The sequence below is a fragment of the Rufibacter sp. LB8 genome, assembly GCF_014876185.1.
In the GTDB taxonomy this organism is placed as follows: domain Bacteria; phylum Bacteroidota; class Bacteroidia; order Cytophagales; family Hymenobacteraceae; genus Nibribacter.
Map to the genome: position 1 here is coordinate 93,113 of NZ_JADALJ010000001.1, position 19,063 is coordinate 112,175.

Below are 19,063 nucleotides of genomic sequence, written 5' to 3' on the forward strand. Positions count from 1 at the left end.
GAGGGGCTTTTTGGAATCCCGTTTTTGGCCTCGTTTTGTGAAATGAGGCCGAAAACGGGATTTTTTTGTTTTGGGGCAATGCGTAGGAACCCACCCCTACCCCTCCGAGGAGGGGAGTTGCTTCGTTTTTATGGGGTATTGGGGAAAGGGTGTTGGTGGTATTTTGCTTTTAGGTGAGGTTGGTTAGGAATGGTTGATTAAGAAGGTTTGATCTGGAAATAGGTTGAAGTGAACTTCCCTAATTGATTGACTTAATTGTATTGGTACTATTTTCCGCAAGAGTGAAGTTCTTAATTGGAGTAAAACCAAAAGCCAACTTTCATGTTTCCACTTTACCTCCACGCATTCCCGATACTCCCCTCCTCGGAGGGGTAGGGGTGGGTTCTTACAACAGGAGGTCATAAAGGCTTTTTTTGTTCCCTCTTCTCTTCCACCCAAATCTCAATTGTACGCAGCACATTGCCCATGTCTTGCTTTACTTCTTCATCAGTAAACCGGAGTAAGCGCACGCCCAGACTCTCCAACCGTTGTTGCCGAAGTTCATCTTCTTCAAAAGTGTAGTCATGACTGTCGCCGTCAATCTCAATGGCCAATTGTAACTCCTTGCAATAGAAATCCACAATGTAACTGTCCAAGGGTTTCTGCCGGTCGAAGTCAAGGCCGAGCACTCCTTTATTTTTCAGTACATCCCAAAGAAGAATCTCAGCTAACGTACTGTTCTGTCTGAGTTTTTTAGCCAGTTCTTTTAGATAGGGCTTGTAGGGAATGATGGTTCGGCGCATGGGCGGGCGTCTTTTTACCCACCCCTAACCCCTCCGAGGAGGGGAATAGTTCATACTGTTGGTGAGGTTCTTCCATGAATTTAAGTGCTACTTCTTTTGAATTAGATTTTTTCGGCAAAATACATATTGAGAGACCCTTGATTCCATTAATGCCAATACCAGAAATTCCCCTCCTCGGAGGGGTTAGGGGTGGGTTCCTACTCTAGCTTTATGCCACAACTAGAGCATGTTAAGATTAATTGGGTCCCTGAAATTCATTCACTATAAACCTTCTCTAAACATAAGTATAAATCAATCGTAATAAATGTTTAGGTTTGTCTAAATATTTATTGTGACTTGCTTTATTATTTATGAATAGAAAAATACTGCTTCTCTTTGTCATACTATTACCCTTTCAACTTTTAGCCCAGAGCCTTTCCATTTCCGGCACGGTGAAAGATGGGCAGACGCTGGAGCCGCTGGGTTTCTGCACAGTACGCCTGCTGGAAACTACCAATGGCACCATGACCGATGAAAAAGGAAGGTTCAAGCTGTCTGTTCCAGGGTCTGCTCAAAACCAAAAGCTGGTGGTCTCTTTCCTGGGCTACCGAAATGACACAGTTTCCATTCAAGCGGGAAAAACCAGCTATGCCATCTCCTTAAGACCAACGCAGGGCGCGTTAAGTGAAGTGGTGGTCACTGGCACCATGAAGGAAATCAGCCGTCTGGAAAGTGCGGTGCCCGTGGAAGTCTACACGCCCAGCTATTTCAAGAAAAACCCGACGCCTACTTTGTTTGAGGCGGTGGTCATGATTAACGGCGTGCAGCCCCAGCTCAACTGCAACGTGTGCAACACCGGCGACATTCACATCAACGGAATGGAAGGCGCCTACACGCTGATTCTGATTGACGGCATGCCCATTGTCAGCAGCTTAGCCACCGTGTACGGTCTCAACGGAATCCCGAACAGTTTGGTAGAACGGCTGGAAGTGGTGAAAGGCCCGGCGGCCTCTTTGTACGGGTCAGAGGCCATGGGCGGCATTATCAACGTGATTACCAAGAGCGCCCTGAAAGCTCCCAAAGTCAGTGCCGAAGTCTTCGCCACGTCTTGGCAGGAACTGAGTACAGACGTAGGGTTGAAAGTGAAAGCAGGCAAGGCGCACGGGTTACTGGGCATCAATTACTTCCACTTCCAGAACAAGGTAGACAAAAACGAAGACGGCTTTACAGACCTCACCCTGCAGCAACGCATCTCGGTGTTCAATAAATGGGATTTTGAGCGGGAGGAGAACCGGCAGGCTAGTATGGCGGCACGCTATGTCTACGAAGACCGCTGGGGCGGACAGACCAATTGGACGAAAGCAGACCGCGGCTCAGACCAGGTGTACGGTGAAAGCATCTACACCAAACGCTGGGAACTGATTGGCATGTACCAGTTGCCGGTTCGGGAGAAAATTATGGCGCAGCTCTCACTTAACGGGCACAAACAGAATTCTTTCTACGGTACCATGCCGTTTCACGCGGACCAGTACGTGGCCTTCGGGCAAGTGTACTGGGACAAGCAGATAGGGTTGAGTCACAATTTGTTGGTAGGCAGCTCTTTTAGGTACACGCATTATGATGACAACACGGTTGGTACGGCCAATACGCAAGGGGAGAATCAGCCCGCTACTACGCCCTTGCCTGGGCTGTTTGTGCAGGATGAATGGAGCCTCACGAAGAAACACAAACTCCTACTAGGCTACCGCTATGACTATGACAAACGGCACGGGCACATCCAGTCGCCCAGGGTGGCGTTGAAATGGTCGCCGAGCCCGCAGCATACGTTCAGGGGAAGCTTCGGGACGGGTTACCGCGTGGTGAGCCTGTTCACCGAAGACCATGCCGCCCTCACCGGTGCCCGCGAGGTGGAAGTGCCTGAAGAACTGAATCCGGAACAATCCCTTAACAGCAACCTGAACTACGTGTGGCAAGCACCGCTGGAACCGTTCTTAGTAACGGTAGATGTAACCGGGTTTTACTCCTATTTCAGCAACAAGATCATCGGCGACTTCGACACGGACCCAGACAAGATCATCTACCGCAACCTGCGCGGCCACGCCATTTCCAGAGGTGTTTCTGTGAACAGTGAGCTGTCTTTTTATATTCCGTTGAAGGTGCAGGCAGGCGTGACCTACATGCAGGTGTACCAGAAAGAAGCAGCAGAAGGAGAGGGACCATTAGTGAAAAAGCAGCAGTTGCACGCACCGGAATGGTCGGGGAATTTCCTGGTGGGCTACACGTTTCCGGGGCAGTTTGTGATTGATTTCACTGGTACCTTCACCGGCCCTATGCGCTTGCCTATCCTGCCCAATGATTACCGGCCGGAGTACTCACCGTGGTTCAGCATCATGAATGTGCAGCTGACCAAGAAATTCGGGAATGGCATAGAAGTGTTTGGCGGTGTGAAAAACCTGCTGGACTTCGTGCCCAAAGACCCAATCATGCGCGCCTTTGACCCGTTTGACAAAACCGCCAATGACCCTGTCACCAACCCGAACGGGTACACCTTTGACCCCAGTTACAACTACAGTTCCTTACAAGGCATCAGAACGTTTTTGGGGCTGCGGTACAGCTTGTTTAAATAATGGAAGTTTGAGTTTCCGTTTTCGGGCTCGTTTTCAGAAATGAGCCCGAAAACAGTAATTCACGCGGTTGGTTTACGTATTTATGCTGAACCCAAAAGGGAGTGGTTCCTCGTAGATGAAGGTACACCAACCTAATACGCCTATGACCCAGCTTCCTGCCACTCCCTCGCTCTTGTATGTCACAGACCCCATGTGCGCCTGGTGCTATGGGTTTACGCCCGTCATGCGCCGTTTGCGCGCGCTGTGGTTTGGCAGGCTGCAGGTGAAGGTGCTGGTGGGTGGATTGCGGCCGTATCCGCAGGCGCCGCTAACCGTGGAAGAGAAAGATAAGCTGGCCATCAGTTGGCACCGGGTGCAGGAAAAATCACACCTGCCATTTGACTATTCTTTTTTTCTGCAGCAGGAAATTCTGTATGACACGGAGCCCGCCTGCCGGGCGATTTTGACGGTCAGGCACTTGCGGCCTAGCCTTACCCTGGAGGTGCTGCGCGCCATTCACTCTGCCTTCTACGCAGACCGCCGCGACATCAGTCGGCCCGAAGTGCTGGTGGACGTGGTACGGCCCTTCGGGGTTTCTGAGAACCTGTTTCTGGCCGTATTTGAGACCGATGAAATTTATCAGCAAACCCGCCAGGAGTTCAGCCGGGTAGAGCAACTGGGCGTGACTACCCTGCCCAGTGTGTACCTGGAGCACCCGCTTGGTCCGCGCTTGATTTCCCGCGGGTTCAGTACCTTGGCCGACCTAGAGGAACGGCTTTTTCAGGCGCTGGAGATTCCGTATTGATTTGTTTAAGGTATATGAAGCTTTATTTTGACGAAAAGCTGATAACTCCCACTAAAAACTCCCATCAATAGAAGTAGAGGCCTTTAGAAGTAAACTATGGCGCGGATTTACTTCCGTGACTAACCAAAATTTGAAAGTCACTGAAGTAAATCCGCGCCATGTTACTTTGTCATCCTGAAAGGATCTTGGTGGCAAACTGAATTAGAGTTTACCACTGGCTTTTCTAGCTTGCCCACAAGATCTTTCCAAGATGACAAAAAGGGAAGGGGACTAGTCTTTTTATTTCTGAATCCTTAAAAGTCCATCGTTTCATTGCCTCAACAGATTGTACTCCCGCATAAACATTTCCTCGTACTGCTTGGCCTTGGACAAACCGCTGGCGTGGGCCGACTGCACCAGATTCTGCAGCCCGAACAGATTCAATTGCTTTTCGCGGTCAAAATAGGCAGGTTGGGTTCGGTAATAATTAAGCTGCGCTTCAAACCGTCGGGCCAGTAAACCTGCCAGTTCCCCTGCTTTTTGCTTAAATCCCGATTGCGCCAAAGGCAGCACTAAACTCACGCTCTCGAAATTATGCGGTGCACCATGGTCAGGGATTTTCTGTAGGCAGGTTTTCAAGACGTGCTGCGCCCGCGCCACATCACCGGCCTGCAGGTGCGCCGTCGCCAATTCCGCGAAATTCCGTCGGTAGCCCGGCACCACCTGCGTCACGAAATTCTCTTCATACGGGTGGTCGCTTTTATCTAAACCGGTAAACCGGAAATTCTTCATCAGGCTTTCGTGTGTACGGGCGCGGTCTACATAAAATTCAGCTTGCGGGTCTGGGTTACGGGCCGGAACCACGCGCAGGGCCTGGCCTTCCAGTTGTAAAAAAGGAGTCAAACCCAGCTCAGCGGTTTCTGCGCCAGTACCCGAGAAATAGATGGGCCGTTGCCAGTTGTTGGAGGCAAGCAAGTCCAGCATGAACAGGTGCTTTTTTTCCAGCGCCTCGGTTTTCAGTTCCCAGGTTATGGCGGCTGGTATTTGGTTTTCCCTTTCTGGTGATACATAACCAGCTTGTAAAACCGCATTCTTGTCTATTCGCAGGCTTAATTTTTTAGTGGGCAGCACATTCAGGGTTCTTCCGTCTTGAGTTTGTACTCGCAGGGCGGGGTGGTTTTGTTGGAGCAGATTCAGGTATTGGTTCAGGTCCATGCCGCTGTCTTGCACGCTGGGGTTGGGTACAAAAGGCAGGTAATTGTTCTTGCTGAAAGCGTAGTGCGGCAAATCTAAGGTGGTAGGCAGCGGGGCCGAGGCGTTCTGCGGGCGCATGGCCTGCTCGGCGTACCAATCGGTGTTGAGGTAGGTCATGACTAGCACCCGCACATCGGTCCTGAAACCTTCCACTTCCTGCGCATACCACAGCGGGAACGTGTCATTGTCGCCGTTGGTGAACAGAATGGCATTGGACGCCACACTGCTCAATAGGTTTTTGGCAGCTTCCAAGGCGTGGTACCTGTCAGAACGATCATGATCATCCCAGCCTTCAGCGATGAGGATGATTGGTACGGAAAGCGCCAGAACAATAGCCAACACTGCCGCCGTAATGGCAGATTTTACCAGTTTTCGAACTCCTTCGGCCAATGCCAACACGCCCAGGCCTATCCAGATGCTGAACGCGTAGTAAGAGCCCGCAAAGGTATAGTCGCGCTCCCGGGGTTCCAAGGGCGGCTGGTTGAGGTACAGCACAATGGCCACGCCGGTGAAGAAAAACAGCAGGAGCACCACCCGCGCGTCTGTGGTTTTGCGCCTGAATTGAAAATAGAGCCCGAAAACGCCCAGCAGAAACGGCAGCATGAAAAATTGGTTGCGGTAGGGGCTGCTGGCCATTGGCTCCGGCACTTCCTGCTCTCCTTCCCAGGGCCACAGCACGCCGGCATGCATGACATCGCTCTCACGGCCAATAAAATTCCACCCGAAGTACCGCCAGTACATGTGCCCCAGCTGGTAGTTCCACAGGAAACTCAGGTTTTGGCCGAAGGTTGGTTTCTGCCCTGGCCGTACGTCTACCCAATGTTGGTAGGCCCGCAGGTGCACCGGCTGGTCAGAGTACAGGCGCGGCAGCAGGTTTTTGTCCTTGTCGTCATATACACTCTCAAACTTCTGGTCTACCACCACATATTTCCCGTCTTTCGGCGCGAATACCTTGCCGGTGTTTTCATAGGTTTGCGCCTCCGCGTTGAACTGCGGCCCGTACACCAGCGGCCTCGACCCGTACTGCTCGCGCTTGAGGTAACTCACAAAAGACAGAATGTTCTCGGGGTTGTTTTCGTCAATAGGCGGATTGTAGCCGCTCCGGATAGGCACCATTAAGTAAGACGAATAGCCCAGCAACACTAGAATAAACGCCACCAATGAACTATGCAGCAAGGCTTTCTGATGTATCTTCGCCCAACGCAGTCCGAAGACAACTCCAGCAACCAACAGCAACAGAAAGATAACCGCACCGCCCCCGTAGGGTACCCCCATGTTATTGACAAAGAACACCTCAAACGCACCCGCCATACTGGGCAAGCCCGGAATCACGCCTTCCATCACGGCCAGCACCAGCGCGCCGCCCACCGCCAAGGCCGCCACAATCCCGATTTTAGTTGGGGTATATTTCTGGAAGTAAATCAGCAGCGCCAAAGCCGGAAGGGCTACCAGATTGAGCAAATGCACGCCAATGGACAGTCCCACCAGATACGCCAGAAAGAGCAACCACCGGTCAGCTTCCGGTTTATGGAACTGCGTATCGGCTTGCCATTTGAGCGCCGCCCACACCACAATGGCCGTAAAAAACGACGACATGCCGTACACCTCGGCCTCTACCGCGCTAAACCAGAACGAGTCGGTGAACGCAAACGCCAGCGCCCCCACCGCACCGCTGGCCAAGAGCAAAATGCGTTGGGCAGTTGTAGGCCCTTCGGCCGAAATTGGTATAAGACGTAGTCCCAAAAGTGTAATGCTCCAGAACAGAAACAACACCGTGCCCGCGCTGCAAATAGCCGACAGCAGGTTCATGCACCACGCCACCTGGGTCACCTCACCGAAACTCAACAGCGTGAACAGCCGCCCAATCAGCAGGAACAGCGGGGCTCCCGGCGGGTGCGGCACCTGCAGTTTGTAGGCCGCCGCAATGAACTCGCCGGTATCCCAGAAACTGGTGCTGGGCTCCAGCGTGACCACGTACACCGCCAACGCCAGCAAGGCCACCAGCCAGCCGGTGAGGAGGTTGAAAGCCCCACCCCAACCCCTCCCCAGCGGAGAGGGGCTTTCCGGCTGATGCGTTTTCGGGCTGTTTTTCCTGAAAATGCCCCAAAACGGAATGGCCAGGCCAGTTATCACCAACAGCGGCGCCAGCGTGAGCCCTTGAAAACCGTAGCCCTGCGGATGACTATCGGTGGCCATTAGGAGGAAACCGAGCGCCACCAAGCCCATGCCTATGAACAGCGGAGTGAACTGGCGTTTGTTGAATAGAAAGGTGGTTTTTGAAGCTGTTGCTGGCGTGGTTTTAGTGGATGTGGTCATAGGTTTGCTTTTAATATTTGGATAGCTCGCATTTCGTCCCCCTTTGAAGGGGGTAGGGGGATGATAACTCTTGCTGAGGTTTTTTCTATGGCGCGGATTTATATCATTTCTCTCCCGCAAGTTTAGCGGCAGCGTAACTTGTGGTGTTCCAAGTTGTGAGTTTATAAACTCACGTCAGTTGATAAACTGACCAAGTGTATTCCCACAAGTTACGCTGCCGCTAAACTTGCGGGAGATTTCGTTTCATAGGCTTCGTTCTTCTTATTTGAGGCGTCTTTGTCATCCCCCTACCCCCTTCAAAGGGGGACGGATTGCGTGACTATTTGAGTTAGTTTTCATGGCTTCACACGTTTTCCGTTTTTGGCTTCATTTCTGAAAATGAGCCCGAAAACGTATTGTCCAGAAAGTCCCTCTCCGTTGGGGAGGGGTTGGGGTGGGGCTCTTGCAAACATACCTTGTTCCTTCACGCACCTAGGTTAACGGTTTGTAAAAAGATGTTAATGAGATGTTAATAACATAGAAGGCCTCCGGAAATTCTGTACTTTTAAGCCATGAGCAGGAAGAAAATCCAAATCATTCTGGTGCTGGCTAGCCTGTCGCTGGTGGCGTTGCTAGGTACGCAGGGCGTGTGGCTTTCCAAGGCCTACAGTGCACAGGAGCGGGCGTTCAACCACAGCGTGCAGGTGGCGCTCACCAATGTGGCCGACCAATTGCTGACCCAGAACGGACAGTCGCCCGCCACGGCCAAACCTATTCAGCAACTGGCATCCAACTACTTCATTGCCGAGCTGAACGCCCCGATAGACCCGGCGCAGGCCGCTGAGTTATTACAGCAGCAACTGGCTCAGCGGCAGCTGAAGGAACCGTATGAATTCGGGTTGTACAATGGTCTGGATGATACCTTGATGTTCGGGCGGTTTGTGCCGGCCACCCGGCAGATGGCGGCTGCGCAAGAGGAATCGCCGGTGATTAAACATGAAAAGGAAGGTTCTGCGCCGATGTATAATTTGGCGGTGGTGTTCCCTACCAAGACCTCGTTTATTCTAAAGGAAATGGAATTCTGGTGGTACAGCAGCGGCGCTTTGCTGGTGGTGGTGCTGTTCTTCGCGTATACCATGGTGCAGATTCTGCGCGAAAAGCGCTTGGCTGAACTCAAAACTGATTTCATCAACAACCTCACCCATGAACTGCAGACGCCTATCACCAACATTGGGCTGGCCAGCGAGGTGCTGCGCAAACGCGCCGAAACCCTGCCCGCCGAACGCCTCACCCGCTACCACGAACTGATTTATTCTGAGAACGAACGCCTGCGTGCGCAGGTGGAGCGTGTGCTGCAGATGGCCACCATGGAAAGCCGCGAGCTGGTGCTCAAAAAGGAAACCGTAGACCTGCACGCGCTCCTGCAACAGACTTCTGACAACCTGGCTCCCCGGCTGCAGCAGCGCGTCGGGCACCTTAGACTAGACTTGCAAGCCACCCAGCCGCTGGTTCACGCCGACAGCCTGCATGTGGCCAATGCGCTCTACAGCCTATTGGACAATGCCGAGAAATATTCGCCCCAGGCCCCGGACATTGAAGTGAGCACCCGTGACGTGGAACAGGGCGTCTTAATCAGCATTAAAGACCGCGGCGTCGGCATCAAGAAGGAGTTTCAGAAGTTTCTGTTCGATAAATTCTACCGCGTGCCCACCGGCAATGTGCATGACGTGAAAGGCTTCGGGCTGGGGTTGAGCTACGTGAAAGCCATCATGGATGCCCACCATGGGCAGGTGACGGTAGAGAGTGCGGAGCAGGAAGGAACGTGTTTCAGGTTGGTTTTGCCTATTTAATTGTTGATTGATCATTGATGATTGTTGGGGAATGAATGGTAGAGATCTAGAGCCGCCTTGCCTCCACACGCCTTGCTTTCTTTTCCGTTTTTCGCCCCTATTTTGAAAATGAACCCTAAAACGCAGCGGAAGTGATGGCACACATTCTGGTAGTGGAAGACGATCCCAGTTTGGGTTTCCTGCTGCAAGACAGTTTGGAAAGCGCAGGTTTTTTGGTTACGCTCTGCCCGGACGGGGAAGACGGTCTGCAGGCCTTGGCTGAGCAAAGATTTGACCTCTGCGTGCTGGATGTGATGCTGCCCAAGCTGGACGGGTTCACGCTGGCCCAGCAGTTGCGCGACCAAAGCCTGCAGACGCCGTTCATGTTCCTCACAGCAAAAGCCCTGAAAGCCGACAGGTTGCAAGGCTTTGAATTGGGCTGCGATGATTATCTGACCAAACCTTTCGGGTTGGAGGAACTGGTGTACCGCGTGAAAGCCATTTTGCGCCGAACCCAGCCACAGCCAGAAACTACGGCGGCAGAGAATGCAAAAATGGCAGACATGCATGCCTTCGGGACTTCTTGGCTGGAATTCAACAACCTGCAATTGCACGTGGCGGGCCAGACGTACACACTCACCCACCGCGAAGCCGAACTGATGCGGCTCTTCGCGCAGAACGCCCACCAGCTCTTGAAGCGCGAGGAGATTCTGCAGCGCCTTTGGCAAGACGATGGCTATTTTGTGGGCCGCAGCCTGGACGTGTTCATCTCCCGCCTCCGCAAATACCTGCAAGCCGACAGCACCGTGAAAATCACCACGGTGCACGGGCGCGGCTATAAGTTAGAAGTGGCGGTGTAACTGCGTTTTCGGGCTCGTTTCTGGAAATGAGCACCAAAACAGCCGAGCATAAAAAAAGCCACACTTATAGGTGTGGCTTTTTTTATGCTCAAAATAACTTAGTCAATTTTCTCGTCTACTTTATTCACGCCTTTCTTGGTGGTGTTCTTCACGGCTTTACCGGCTTTCTTAGCGCCTTTGCCTACTTTCTTAACGCCTTTGCCGGTGGCTTTGGCGCCGCTTACGGCCAGGTTCTTAGTGCCTTTGCCTACAGACTTCGCGCCATGGCCCACTTGCTTGGTACCGGTTTTAGCGCGCTGTTTGTTGGTGGTGGTCTGGGTGGTGTCTTGCGTAGTGGTGGTTTCTGCCTGAACGGTAGTGGTCTGCAGCAGGGCGGCTACCGCCAAGGCTGCCAGGTATTTCAAGTTTTTCATAGCTGTGTTGTAGAATTAGGTTAAGGAACAGCTATCTAAAACGGGAATGATGGACCTAAGTTGCATTTTACTGCTAAAACCAATCTGGAAAGGTTTATTACCGATGTAGTCACTTTTTGAAATGCACGGTGAAAGTGGTGCCTTCGCCCACGGTGCTATTGACTGAGATTTTGCCGCCCAATGCCTCAATCTGGGTTTTTACTAAATGTAGCCCAAGGCCTTTGCCCTCAGTGTGGAAGTGGAAGCGTTTGTAGAGTTTGAACACGTTGTTTTTCTCTTTGTGCAGGTTAATGCCCAGGCCGTTGTCCTGCACCTCCAGGCAAAGGCCGCCTTTCTTCTGGTAATACGTGCGCAAAGACAGTTTCAGTTGCCGCTCCGGCGACCGGTACTTAATGGCGTTGGTGATCAAATTCTGCAGAATGCTGGTGATGTAGCTTCGCACCGAGGTCAGGTAGCTCTCCGGCACAAAGTCCAGTTCTACCAAGGCTTTGGAGCCTTCCAGTTGCTGCCGTACGCTGTTGAGAATGTCATTGGTGAGTTCCTGCAGATTGATTTTCTCCTTGGTTTCCACCAGGTCTGAACGCAGGGTGAGGATGTGGTTGAGGTCCCGTATCACGCTGTCCAGGTGGTGCGAGGCGCCTTTCAGGTTGTCTATGATCTTGTCTACAAAGGCGGGTTCTTGCCGGTGCACCGCCAACAGATCAACCAAACCCATAATGTTGGCTACCGGGGCTCTTAGGTTGTGTGACACAATGTACCCAAACTGCTGCAGGTCTTTGTTCTGGCGCAACAGCACATCAGTGAGCCTGATGCGTTCCTGCTGTGATTTTTTAATATCGGTGATGTCAGTGGCAATGGTGACCACCCGGTTCAGGTTCCCTTTTTCATCTAGAATAGGGGTAAGTTCCAGGTGCAGCCAGGCAACAGAGCCGTCTTTGTTGTATTTTAGAAATTCCTCCCGCACCAACCCTTTGTTTTTGGTCACCTTTTCGGCCATGTCCCGGTAGGCGTCCATGCGCGTGTCTGGGCCAGTGAGCACCTGGGTAGGTTTCAGGCCTTTGATTTCGTCCAGGCGGTACCCGGTGTCTGTGGTAAACGCGGCGTTCACCCATTCAATGCGCCCGCGCCGGTCAGTGACCAGAATGGGGTTCTTGATCTTGCTAGCCACCGCTGAGAGTTTTTGCAATTCCCGTTCGGCCCGCTTGGCCTGGCTTATGTTCCGGACTAAGGCATACACGCCCACAATCTGGTCATTCTGGTGAATGGGAATCACCGTGAGGCTGATGTCTACCTTAAGTTCTTTGAGGCTGATGAAAATGGTTTCCACGTGCGCCGCCTTGCCTGAAATACTGCTCCAGAACATATTAAGGCACTGGTCCAACTGCTTTTCATGGATAAACATGGTGAAGTGTTGCTGCACCACCTGCGCTTCCTGCAACTGCAGCAAAGCGCAGCCGGCCGCGTTCACCGCTTTAATATAGCCGTCAATGTCCAGGGAGAAAGCGGCGTCTGGGTGGTGGTCAAACAAGGACTTGTAGCGGTGCCCGTCGTCTGCGCTTTTACGGGGCGTAGGGGGAAGCTCCGCCAGCGCTACGGCAGGGGCGGCCACCCGGGCCACCGCGTACCAAACGCCTTCGTCACTCACCCACTGGGTGGTGCAGGCAAGCGTAACGGCGCGGCCATCTTTTCTCCGGAAAGTGTGGGTAGTGGTCTGCTGCTGACCGGCCCTGGCGCGGTTTTTCCAGGGTTGGGTAATTGCTGATACTTCGGGCAGGAAAAGGAATTCTGCGTAAGATTTGCCCACCAGTTCCTGGGGCGCGAACCCTAAAACGGCCGTGCAGGTGTGGTTGATGTGGAGCAAGGTGCCATGCCCATTGAAAACGCAATGGAGATCAGGCGAAAGCCTTGAAAAACGCTCAAATTCTACTGCCTCTTTAAGTGCCTCCTCTGCCGGAGGGACAAGTAGTTGCTCCATGGGTTAATGCCAGATACGTGTAAGGAAGGAATGCCTAAGGGTAAAAAAAATCAGGGGGAAAGTATGGCGAACACCTATAAAGGCAACTTAATGGAAGCAACGCATGGTAGAGAGAGTTTAACTAGGTTCAAGAGCCAAATACAACAAATTCCTCTGAAAAATCAAGTTGACATAAGTTGTTGAAACGATATTTATAAAAAATATTATTAATTGGGTAAGCTGGAGATATGCCCTTCTGAGTCATGAGAGTTTTCAGTTTGTAAGAAGGGAAGGAGTGAAGCCAGAAAGGCATGGTGCTGCGGTTCATAGATGAGTTCACCTTTGAGCAGGAACCGGTTCACCTCCAGCAGAATTTCATAGATGGGCGTGTGTACGTGCATGGGTATTTTAAGCAGACGCGGGTCATGCTGGTCAAAGGGCGTGGCCACCTGTGACCCAAACAAGTACGGCACCAGAATTTTGGAGCAACTGATGGCCACGCGGTCTACTTGGTGCTGTTTGAAATACACCTGTAACCGCGTGTTGATGGCCTCAAAGAATTCCAGGGTTTCCTCCAGCCGCACCCGTGACCCGGCCCTGGACTTGCCCTTGGTTTTGAGGTGTTTGATCTGGCTCTTGCCTTGCTTTTTACGCACCATGTACGCCCGTATCACTTTGTGGTCCAGGTTTTTGCCGTCTTCAAAATAGCCTACCGCGCAACTGCCGCTCTGCACCAACAGAATCACGTACCGCACCTTTTCTGCAGTTGCTATAGGTGGCACCGGCACCGTGATGGGCAACCGGAACTGCGCCAGTTCCTGGCCGCTGGCGTCTTGCACCAGCAGCCTGTGCCGCTCAAAATCATAGTCAGTAGGCACGCCATTTTGCTGGAGGCTTAGCAGCAGTTCCGAAGACGTTTTTCTATTCAGAAATCTATTCATGGCGCGCGATTTTCGGGCAGGTTCTCAAGCACCAGGCAAGCGAACAGCCAACTCCGGCAAAGATACGCATTATCCTTCGGGCTCCGTTTTCGGGCTTATTTCCAGAATTGAGCCCGAAAACGGAAAGTATACTAATTTGTTTAGAGAAGAAGCTAAATTCACACCAAGGTTTATAAATGGACAACTGCCACAGATTGGCGTATAGCTACTAACCGAAAACAAAAATCAGAAAGTATGGACACGCAGTTAATGGCCGCCGTGCAGGAAGCAGTAGAGAAGCGAAAGTTTGTGAAAGTGCAGTACCAGAGTGACATCCATGAATTTCTGACCGTCACCACCTTGATCAAAAACGTGGAAGCGCGGGAAGGCGGCTTCTTCTTGGAACTGGCTTCTGGCCAGGAGATTCCGTTTGACCAACTGGTAAAGGTGGGCGAGGTGGCGTCTAACCGGTTCACGCCCCGTGATTTTACCTGCAACTGTTAACGACGGTTTTTCCGATTTCGGGCTCATTTTTGGAAACGAAGCCAAAAACGGAAATTATCGTCCTTTGCCGTTAAGATTATGAAGGTTGGGTGGATTGCTTTTCGGCTTTGGCAGCGTCCAGGTCATAGGCCATTTTCATGTAGTGCAGTACTTCCTCGTTCAGGTCTTCTTTGTCATAAAACCGCACGTAATGGTTCACCTGTTTGTCAATGTGGCCAATTTTGTGAAAACAAAGCGTGTCAGGAAAGACTTTGGGCAAGGGAATACAAACATCCAGAAAATTTCGGCCTAACTGGTGCACCGAGCAGAAGCGCGTGTTTTTGGCCAGCGAAATCATGCTCTTGGACGGATGAATCTTGAAATCGCCAATGGTGCGGTACTGCGCCAGAAAATGCTGGTACAAGCCCACCGTCACCTCAGATTTGCCCCGCAGAAAATCGGCCTCGGTTTTGTCAAGGCAGGAATGGCTTTGATTGTTTCTGAGAAACTGCTGGCCGCAGGTGGTACAGGTCCACATAGATATTCAGTTTGGGCGTTGTTTCAGGTTTAGAGCCTGAAAACGTAAAATTCTGTTCGCAAAGTAAAGCCAAAGTTATTTTACCTGCTTAAAATTGAGTTTTTTCTTTAGCTCTTCTGTGGCAATCTCTTCCCATTTTGAGTTTCTCATTAACCTAATGGAAACTACAGCTAGTTTTTTATCTTTCTCTTTTAAAGACCAAATGGACGAAGGCTGATAACCATCAGTATTCTCCACCTCAAATTGCGCCTCAACTATCTCAATTTTAATAGTGTCATTCTTTACATAGTAATCACCTAGAAAGTGCCAGTCCATTTCACAGTCATAGACATAAATTTGCCCTTCCTTTAAGAATTCCAGGGAGTCAAAGCATTTTGGGTCTATAGGAGAAATAGTATTCTCAGTTACCCACTTCATCCCTCTGTATTTGGTGTCTGTTTCTCTATTAGCCTGTTTGCTGGCCTTTATAGGTCCTTCGGTTACTGCACTTTCCTTACTTTCTCCATCCTCCAACTTGCTAGAATTTAAAGTTGATTTTTCTACAGACTTCGCCCTACTTTCTTCTTTGCTATCGCATGAATAAATGGTCAGAGAAGAAATGAAAGCAAGCATTACAACCAAATTCCTTTTCATTTTCACTCTACTTGATTAAGCCTTTGGCTGGGTTGTGGTAATCCACCACGGAAAACCAGATTGAATGTAAAACATGCGTTTAAATCAAATGGAGAGGGTTTTAGTAAAGAATGTGTAACATTTGTTATACACGAACTGGCAAAATACCATAAAATGTTATACACAAAAATTTATAGAAAAAATTTCTACAATAAGTATCGTTGCATCTCTCTGAGCATTGGGTGCTTCAAATCATTATAGATGACAAACAATTCCCTGCCCCTATTGTGAAAGTCTAGATATTCTTTAAAAATCTCCATTTGGGCACTGTTTGGTGAATCCTTGTGCTTATGGCTGTTTTCAATTGCCTTGACTTTACTGTGGTACATTGCAATATGGATAAGAATTTCACTAAACCTGTTATTCATATCCTTAACTACCTTATTTTCCTGAATCCCTTTAAACAGGTAGGTGTTATTATTTACTATAAAGTTCCTAAATAGATTCTGCTTCATCTTCAATACATCCCCGAAATCAAAAATCTTGGATTTGGTCATGAGTTCGTCATCATTCAAGCCTTTATTGATTTCATCTGAAATGGTGTTCAGAAGATTTAACATCTCTTTGTACTCAGTATGCCTTAATGATGCTTTGTTCCTAATACCTTGAATAATGATGTTTAACACCACTTGAAACACTGCAAACAGAAAACCTAGGGTAGATACAAGGATAGTGATTGAAGTGGTTGTGCCAGCCTCAAAATCAAGATTTGGCAATACATAATGGAAGATACAAAGCAAACCAAGGGATAAAATCGCTATTGGTGGAGTAAAGGGTAGGAGCTTCAATTTTACCCCTTGCAGGATTCTACTAAATCTATTCATCTGTTTTCCGTTTTTTAAAGATACAGAAAACCGCAAACTAAATTTTAATTTTAAGATTTGTATAGCTAGAAGTTGTCAGGCTAATTTATCTATACAAAAATGTAACACTTAAAGCCTTTTTGGAAATTATTGAAACTTGCCTATATTTAGCTTATCAACTAACTATTCAATAAAATTAAAAAAAACAATAATGAAAAATTTGCTAATTATATGCTTGTTACTTTTTGTTCCCATTCTTTCATACGGCCAATTTCCTTACCATTACGTGGGGAGTAGTGGTGATGCTGTTAAAGAGGATTTGGCTAAAAAAGGGTTGAAACTAGAAACTGTAAATAGAACTGCAAGTGAATATTTTGAACTGTATACTTATTCAATGAAAAGTTTAACGACAAATGAACTAAGTATTGTGCTTCATAAAGGAAATTCTATTTGCGTAAGTGCCACTTTAGAAATAACGGATGAAGAAGTTGTTGACTTTATTAAAACATTTAATGCTTCTTGGAAAAAAGATGGAAATTTAAAATGGGTTAATACTGCCAATAAATTAATTTCTTTTATAGATTTGGAGAAAAAACCATATACTTTAACTGTTGCTTTAAAAATTGAAAAATAATTTATTTTAATTTTAAATTCACAGGCAACAGCCCCAATAATATATTCATGGTGTCTTATTGGCAAGTCCTCTCTGGCTGACCATTTTTGAATCTAAATTTTTTTTGTGCTTTTGAACTAATTTTTATGGAGTTCAGTTTCCATACAAGCAATAACAGATGAATAATATATATCAAAGTTATATTCTAGGGGAAATACCTGAGATAAAGAGATTGGCTTGAATAAGTTAAGACACTGCTAAGCGAACTTAAATAAATTTAGAAACTATTAATTAAATAATGTATGTGGTACAAAGTATTCGATTATTGGAAAATAACAGAAATTATTGGGGGTAAGGAAATTCATTTTATCAACTTGAAGTCCGATTTGAGTGATAATGTTCAGGGTTTACTAGAATACTTCTGGAAGTCCCATCATGTTTTTATAAAATCAGGTAGGAATAATGTTTATGTCCATCCAGATTTAAAGGAGGATGAAAAGGAACTCGGGTTTATTTTCAACAGTCTGAATTTTGGTGAAATGAAAACTGGTGCAGTTTTAGATTAAAATTTTTCAAATATACTAAGGGAAGGGTGTGGTTATTTGCCATACCCTTTTTTTTATTCAACTTTCAATTCAAATTCATCAGGGAGTAGACCCAACAGGCTCTTCATTGTATCTTTGCTGCTAGTCACATCATGGTAACCGTCTTTGTTCAAATCTGTAAGAGCCTTGCCCACCAGAACGCAGCCTAAGATGTCTGTAAAGTAGTTGCCTAGGTGAATTAATATCATGTCTCTGTTGGGCACGTTCGTTATATGGAAGTGGCTTCCATATTTGGGGGACTTCCTTTTTACTACTGTGTAGGTGCCTTTAGGAATGCAGGAAACCTTTCGTTTGTTGTTCAAGTCTGGTAGCTCCAAGGTTTTGCAGTTGAACACCTTTTGGCCTTTATCATTCAGTACTACAAGCTCTCCTAATGTCTGACGGTGTTGGTATTTAGTTCTAGTTATATTTACTTTCAATGTAATCTTTACTTAATTCAATTCTATTATTTTTACTATATAAGTGTTGTGCTTTAAAGTGCTGTCTGGAATGATGGTAATACCTTTGCCAAACCTTTTGTCATCATTGATTATTAATCCTAATTCAACTGCCGAATCTTCAAAAATCTTTAATCCTGCCGAAACATTAAGACTATCTAATTTGCTCCAATACCTTACCTCAAGGCAATATTTTTGTATTTGTGAGGTAATCCCTAGTTCTAATAATAAAGGCTTGTAGATAGCTTTAAAATCGTTTTTAACCTTACCTCTAGAAAACCTGTTGGAGTTGTAAGCTTGATTTATTGACAGCCATTTGCCAGAGTATGTTATCTGATATTCATTTTTAATTGTTTCATTAATCATCTATTAGATTAACGTGGCAATTATTATCTTCTAAACCAGAAGAAAAGACCGAATAACAGAATCACAACCCCTGTAATGAAATAAGAGGTACTATCAACCAATGATTTAAATTTTGATGGTTTCTCGCTTATAGTCTTTACAGATTCTTTATTGACAATAGTAGTTACTTCTGGAACATAAACAACAGTATCAACACCAGCATGCACAACATCCAATTCAACTTCATTTTCTGACTTCTTTACAAGCTTGTAAGATAATTTGCCCTTGGTTTTTTGGGCTATTACAGAGCCTTTGGGAGCACTTGTAATTTTACTGATAGTTACGGTGTCTTTAAGGCTGGAAGGTGGTGTTGATACCTCAAATGGCTTGTATTGAATAGTGGTTTCAGTCTTCTCTATAGTGTCTGTATTTGTTTTTACTGATTTACATGATGTAAAGAAGAGGATTGCAAGGAAAAGTGTTAGGTATTTAATCATTTGTTTTCTCCTTTGCTTTTGCTATTGCATTTTCTATTCTAAGTTGAATCAACATATCCTTTATTTCCTTCAATTCGTTTTGAATTAAATTATCAATTTTGGCTATATTTTGGGTATTGGTGTTTACCTGTGGTTCTAGCACTGATATTGTCTTAACCTGTGAACTTACAATTGTATTTAAACGCTCAATGTCTTCTTTGTCTGTTTGTGCAAGTAACTCTAATTTAGAAATCTTGTTATTTAATGTTACATATATTCCCACTAGGGCGAATGCATAACCTATTATCTTTAAAATCAATTCAATTTCCATTTATACACTTTCATCTGTTTCTTTGTTCTTATTTTTAAATTCCTTGATTGCCTTGATAATATGGGAAGGGTAAATGATATTCAA

19 protein-coding genes are annotated in these 19,063 nt (G+C 47.7%); 7 read left to right on the forward strand and 12 right to left on the reverse strand.

Annotation, left to right across the window (positions count from 1 at the left end):
• Positions 1–398 precede the first annotated feature (398 nt).
• Positions 399–782 (reverse strand): endonuclease domain-containing protein, encoded by a 384-nt coding sequence (locus IMY23_RS00405; RefSeq protein ID WP_192820149.1) that lies wholly within the window; start codon positions 780–782, stop codon positions 399–401.
• 350 nt (positions 783–1,132) lie between these two features.
• Here IMY23_RS00405 and IMY23_RS00410 point away from each other — a divergent pair, with 350 nt between their 5' ends.
• Both IMY23_RS00410 and IMY23_RS00415 read left to right on the forward strand, forming a co-directional pair.
• Positions 1,133–3,388 carry a TonB-dependent receptor gene (locus tag IMY23_RS00410; protein WP_192820150.1) on the forward strand — a complete coding sequence of 752 codons (2,256 nt, stop codon included), beginning with the start codon at positions 1,133–1,135 and terminating at the stop codon, positions 3,386–3,388.
• Positions 3,389–3,530: 142 nt separating this feature from the next.
• Entirely contained in the window at positions 3,531–4,172 is a 642-nt protein-coding gene (locus IMY23_RS00415; protein ID WP_192820151.1) for a DsbA family protein, read from the forward strand.
• 309 nt (positions 4,173–4,481) lie between these two features.
• On the opposite strand, the gene IMY23_RS00420 is transcribed toward IMY23_RS00415, so the two are convergent.
• The gene (locus IMY23_RS00420) at positions 4,482–7,721 is read right to left on the reverse strand and encodes a DUF3098 domain-containing protein (RefSeq protein ID WP_225986360.1); all 3,240 of its coding nucleotides are present in this window, start codon (positions 7,719–7,721) and stop codon (positions 4,482–4,484) included.
• A gap of 551 nt (positions 7,722–8,272) precedes the next feature.
• Here IMY23_RS00420 and IMY23_RS00425 point away from each other — a divergent pair.
• Together IMY23_RS00425 and IMY23_RS00430 are read left to right on the forward strand one after the other, a co-directional pair.
• Complete coding sequence (locus tag IMY23_RS00425) at positions 8,273–9,550, forward strand: sensor histidine kinase KdpD (protein ID WP_192820152.1); 1,278 nt, start codon at positions 8,273–8,275, stop codon at positions 9,548–9,550.
• Positions 9,551–9,684: 134 nt separating this feature from the next.
• The gene (locus IMY23_RS00430) at positions 9,685–10,389 is read left to right on the forward strand and encodes a response regulator transcription factor (RefSeq protein WP_192820153.1); all 705 of its coding nucleotides are present in this window, start codon (positions 9,685–9,687) and stop codon (positions 10,387–10,389) included.
• A gap of 98 nt (positions 10,390–10,487) precedes the next feature.
• Here IMY23_RS00430 and IMY23_RS00435 read toward each other — a convergent pair whose 3' ends face one another.
• The 3 genes from IMY23_RS00435 to IMY23_RS00445 all read right to left on the reverse strand — a co-directional run bounded on the left by IMY23_RS00435 (position 10,488) and on the right by IMY23_RS00445 (position 13,697).
• A complete protein-coding gene (locus tag IMY23_RS00435) occupies positions 10,488–10,802 on the reverse strand; it encodes a hypothetical protein (protein WP_192820154.1) in 315 nt (104 codons plus the stop codon).
• Positions 10,803–10,911: 109 nt separating this feature from the next.
• On the reverse strand, positions 10,912–12,777 hold the full coding sequence (locus tag IMY23_RS00440; protein WP_192820155.1) for a PAS domain-containing sensor histidine kinase: 1,866 nt from the start codon (positions 12,775–12,777) through the stop codon (positions 10,912–10,914).
• A gap of 206 nt (positions 12,778–12,983) precedes the next feature.
• Positions 12,984–13,697: a hypothetical protein gene (locus tag IMY23_RS00445; protein WP_192820156.1), complete on the reverse strand. Its 714-nt coding sequence runs from the start codon at positions 13,695–13,697 to the stop codon at positions 12,984–12,986.
• A gap of 234 nt (positions 13,698–13,931) precedes the next feature.
• Between IMY23_RS00445 and IMY23_RS00450 the strand changes: the two genes are divergently transcribed.
• Positions 13,932–14,180 carry a hypothetical protein gene (locus IMY23_RS00450; RefSeq protein ID WP_192820157.1) on the forward strand — a complete coding sequence of 83 codons (249 nt, stop codon included), beginning with the start codon at positions 13,932–13,934 and terminating at the stop codon, positions 14,178–14,180.
• Positions 14,181–14,256: 76 nt separating this feature from the next.
• Here the strand turns inward: IMY23_RS00450 and IMY23_RS00455 are convergent, their stop codons facing one another.
• The 3 genes from IMY23_RS00455 to IMY23_RS00465 form a co-directional block, all read right to left on the reverse strand.
• A complete protein-coding gene (locus IMY23_RS00455; RefSeq protein WP_192820158.1) occupies positions 14,257–14,697 on the reverse strand; it encodes a DUF5655 domain-containing protein in 441 nt (146 codons plus the stop codon).
• A 75-nt stretch (positions 14,698–14,772) separates the two neighbouring features.
• Positions 14,773–15,330, reverse strand: coding sequence for a hypothetical protein (locus tag IMY23_RS00460; RefSeq protein WP_192820159.1), 558 nt, complete (start codon positions 15,328–15,330; stop codon positions 14,773–14,775).
• A 185-nt stretch (positions 15,331–15,515) separates the two neighbouring features.
• Positions 15,516–16,193, reverse strand: a complete 678-nt coding sequence (locus IMY23_RS00465; RefSeq protein ID WP_192820160.1) for a hypothetical protein — start codon at positions 16,191–16,193, stop codon at positions 15,516–15,518.
• A gap of 190 nt (positions 16,194–16,383) precedes the next feature.
• Between IMY23_RS00465 and IMY23_RS00470 the strand changes: the two genes are divergently transcribed.
• Positions 16,384–16,806 (forward strand): hypothetical protein, encoded by a 423-nt coding sequence (locus tag IMY23_RS00470; RefSeq protein WP_192820161.1) that lies wholly within the window; start codon positions 16,384–16,386, stop codon positions 16,804–16,806.
• 281 nt (positions 16,807–17,087) lie between these two features.
• A complete protein-coding gene (locus tag IMY23_RS00475; RefSeq protein WP_192820162.1) occupies positions 17,088–17,351 on the forward strand; it encodes a hypothetical protein in 264 nt (87 codons plus the stop codon).
• 53 nt (positions 17,352–17,404) lie between these two features.
• On the opposite strand, the gene IMY23_RS19880 is transcribed toward IMY23_RS00475, so the two are convergent.
• From IMY23_RS19880 to IMY23_RS00495, 4 genes are read right to left on the reverse strand one after another with little or no spacing between them, the layout of a single operon-like run.
• Complete coding sequence (locus tag IMY23_RS19880) at positions 17,405–17,809, reverse strand: DUF5675 family protein (protein ID WP_225986361.1); 405 nt, start codon at positions 17,807–17,809, stop codon at positions 17,405–17,407.
• A gap of 12 nt (positions 17,810–17,821) precedes the next feature.
• Positions 17,822–18,193 (reverse strand): hypothetical protein, encoded by a 372-nt coding sequence (locus tag IMY23_RS00485; protein WP_192820164.1) that lies wholly within the window; start codon positions 18,191–18,193, stop codon positions 17,822–17,824.
• 23 nt (positions 18,194–18,216) lie between these two features.
• Entirely contained in the window at positions 18,217–18,669 is a 453-nt protein-coding gene (locus IMY23_RS00490; protein ID WP_192820165.1) for a hypothetical protein, read from the reverse strand.
• Positions 18,662–18,979, reverse strand: coding sequence for a hypothetical protein (locus tag IMY23_RS00495; protein WP_192820166.1), 318 nt, complete (start codon positions 18,977–18,979; stop codon positions 18,662–18,664). The genes IMY23_RS00490 and IMY23_RS00495 overlap by 8 nt, the downstream gene beginning before the upstream one ends.
• Between the last annotated feature and the right edge of the window lie 84 nt (positions 18,980–19,063).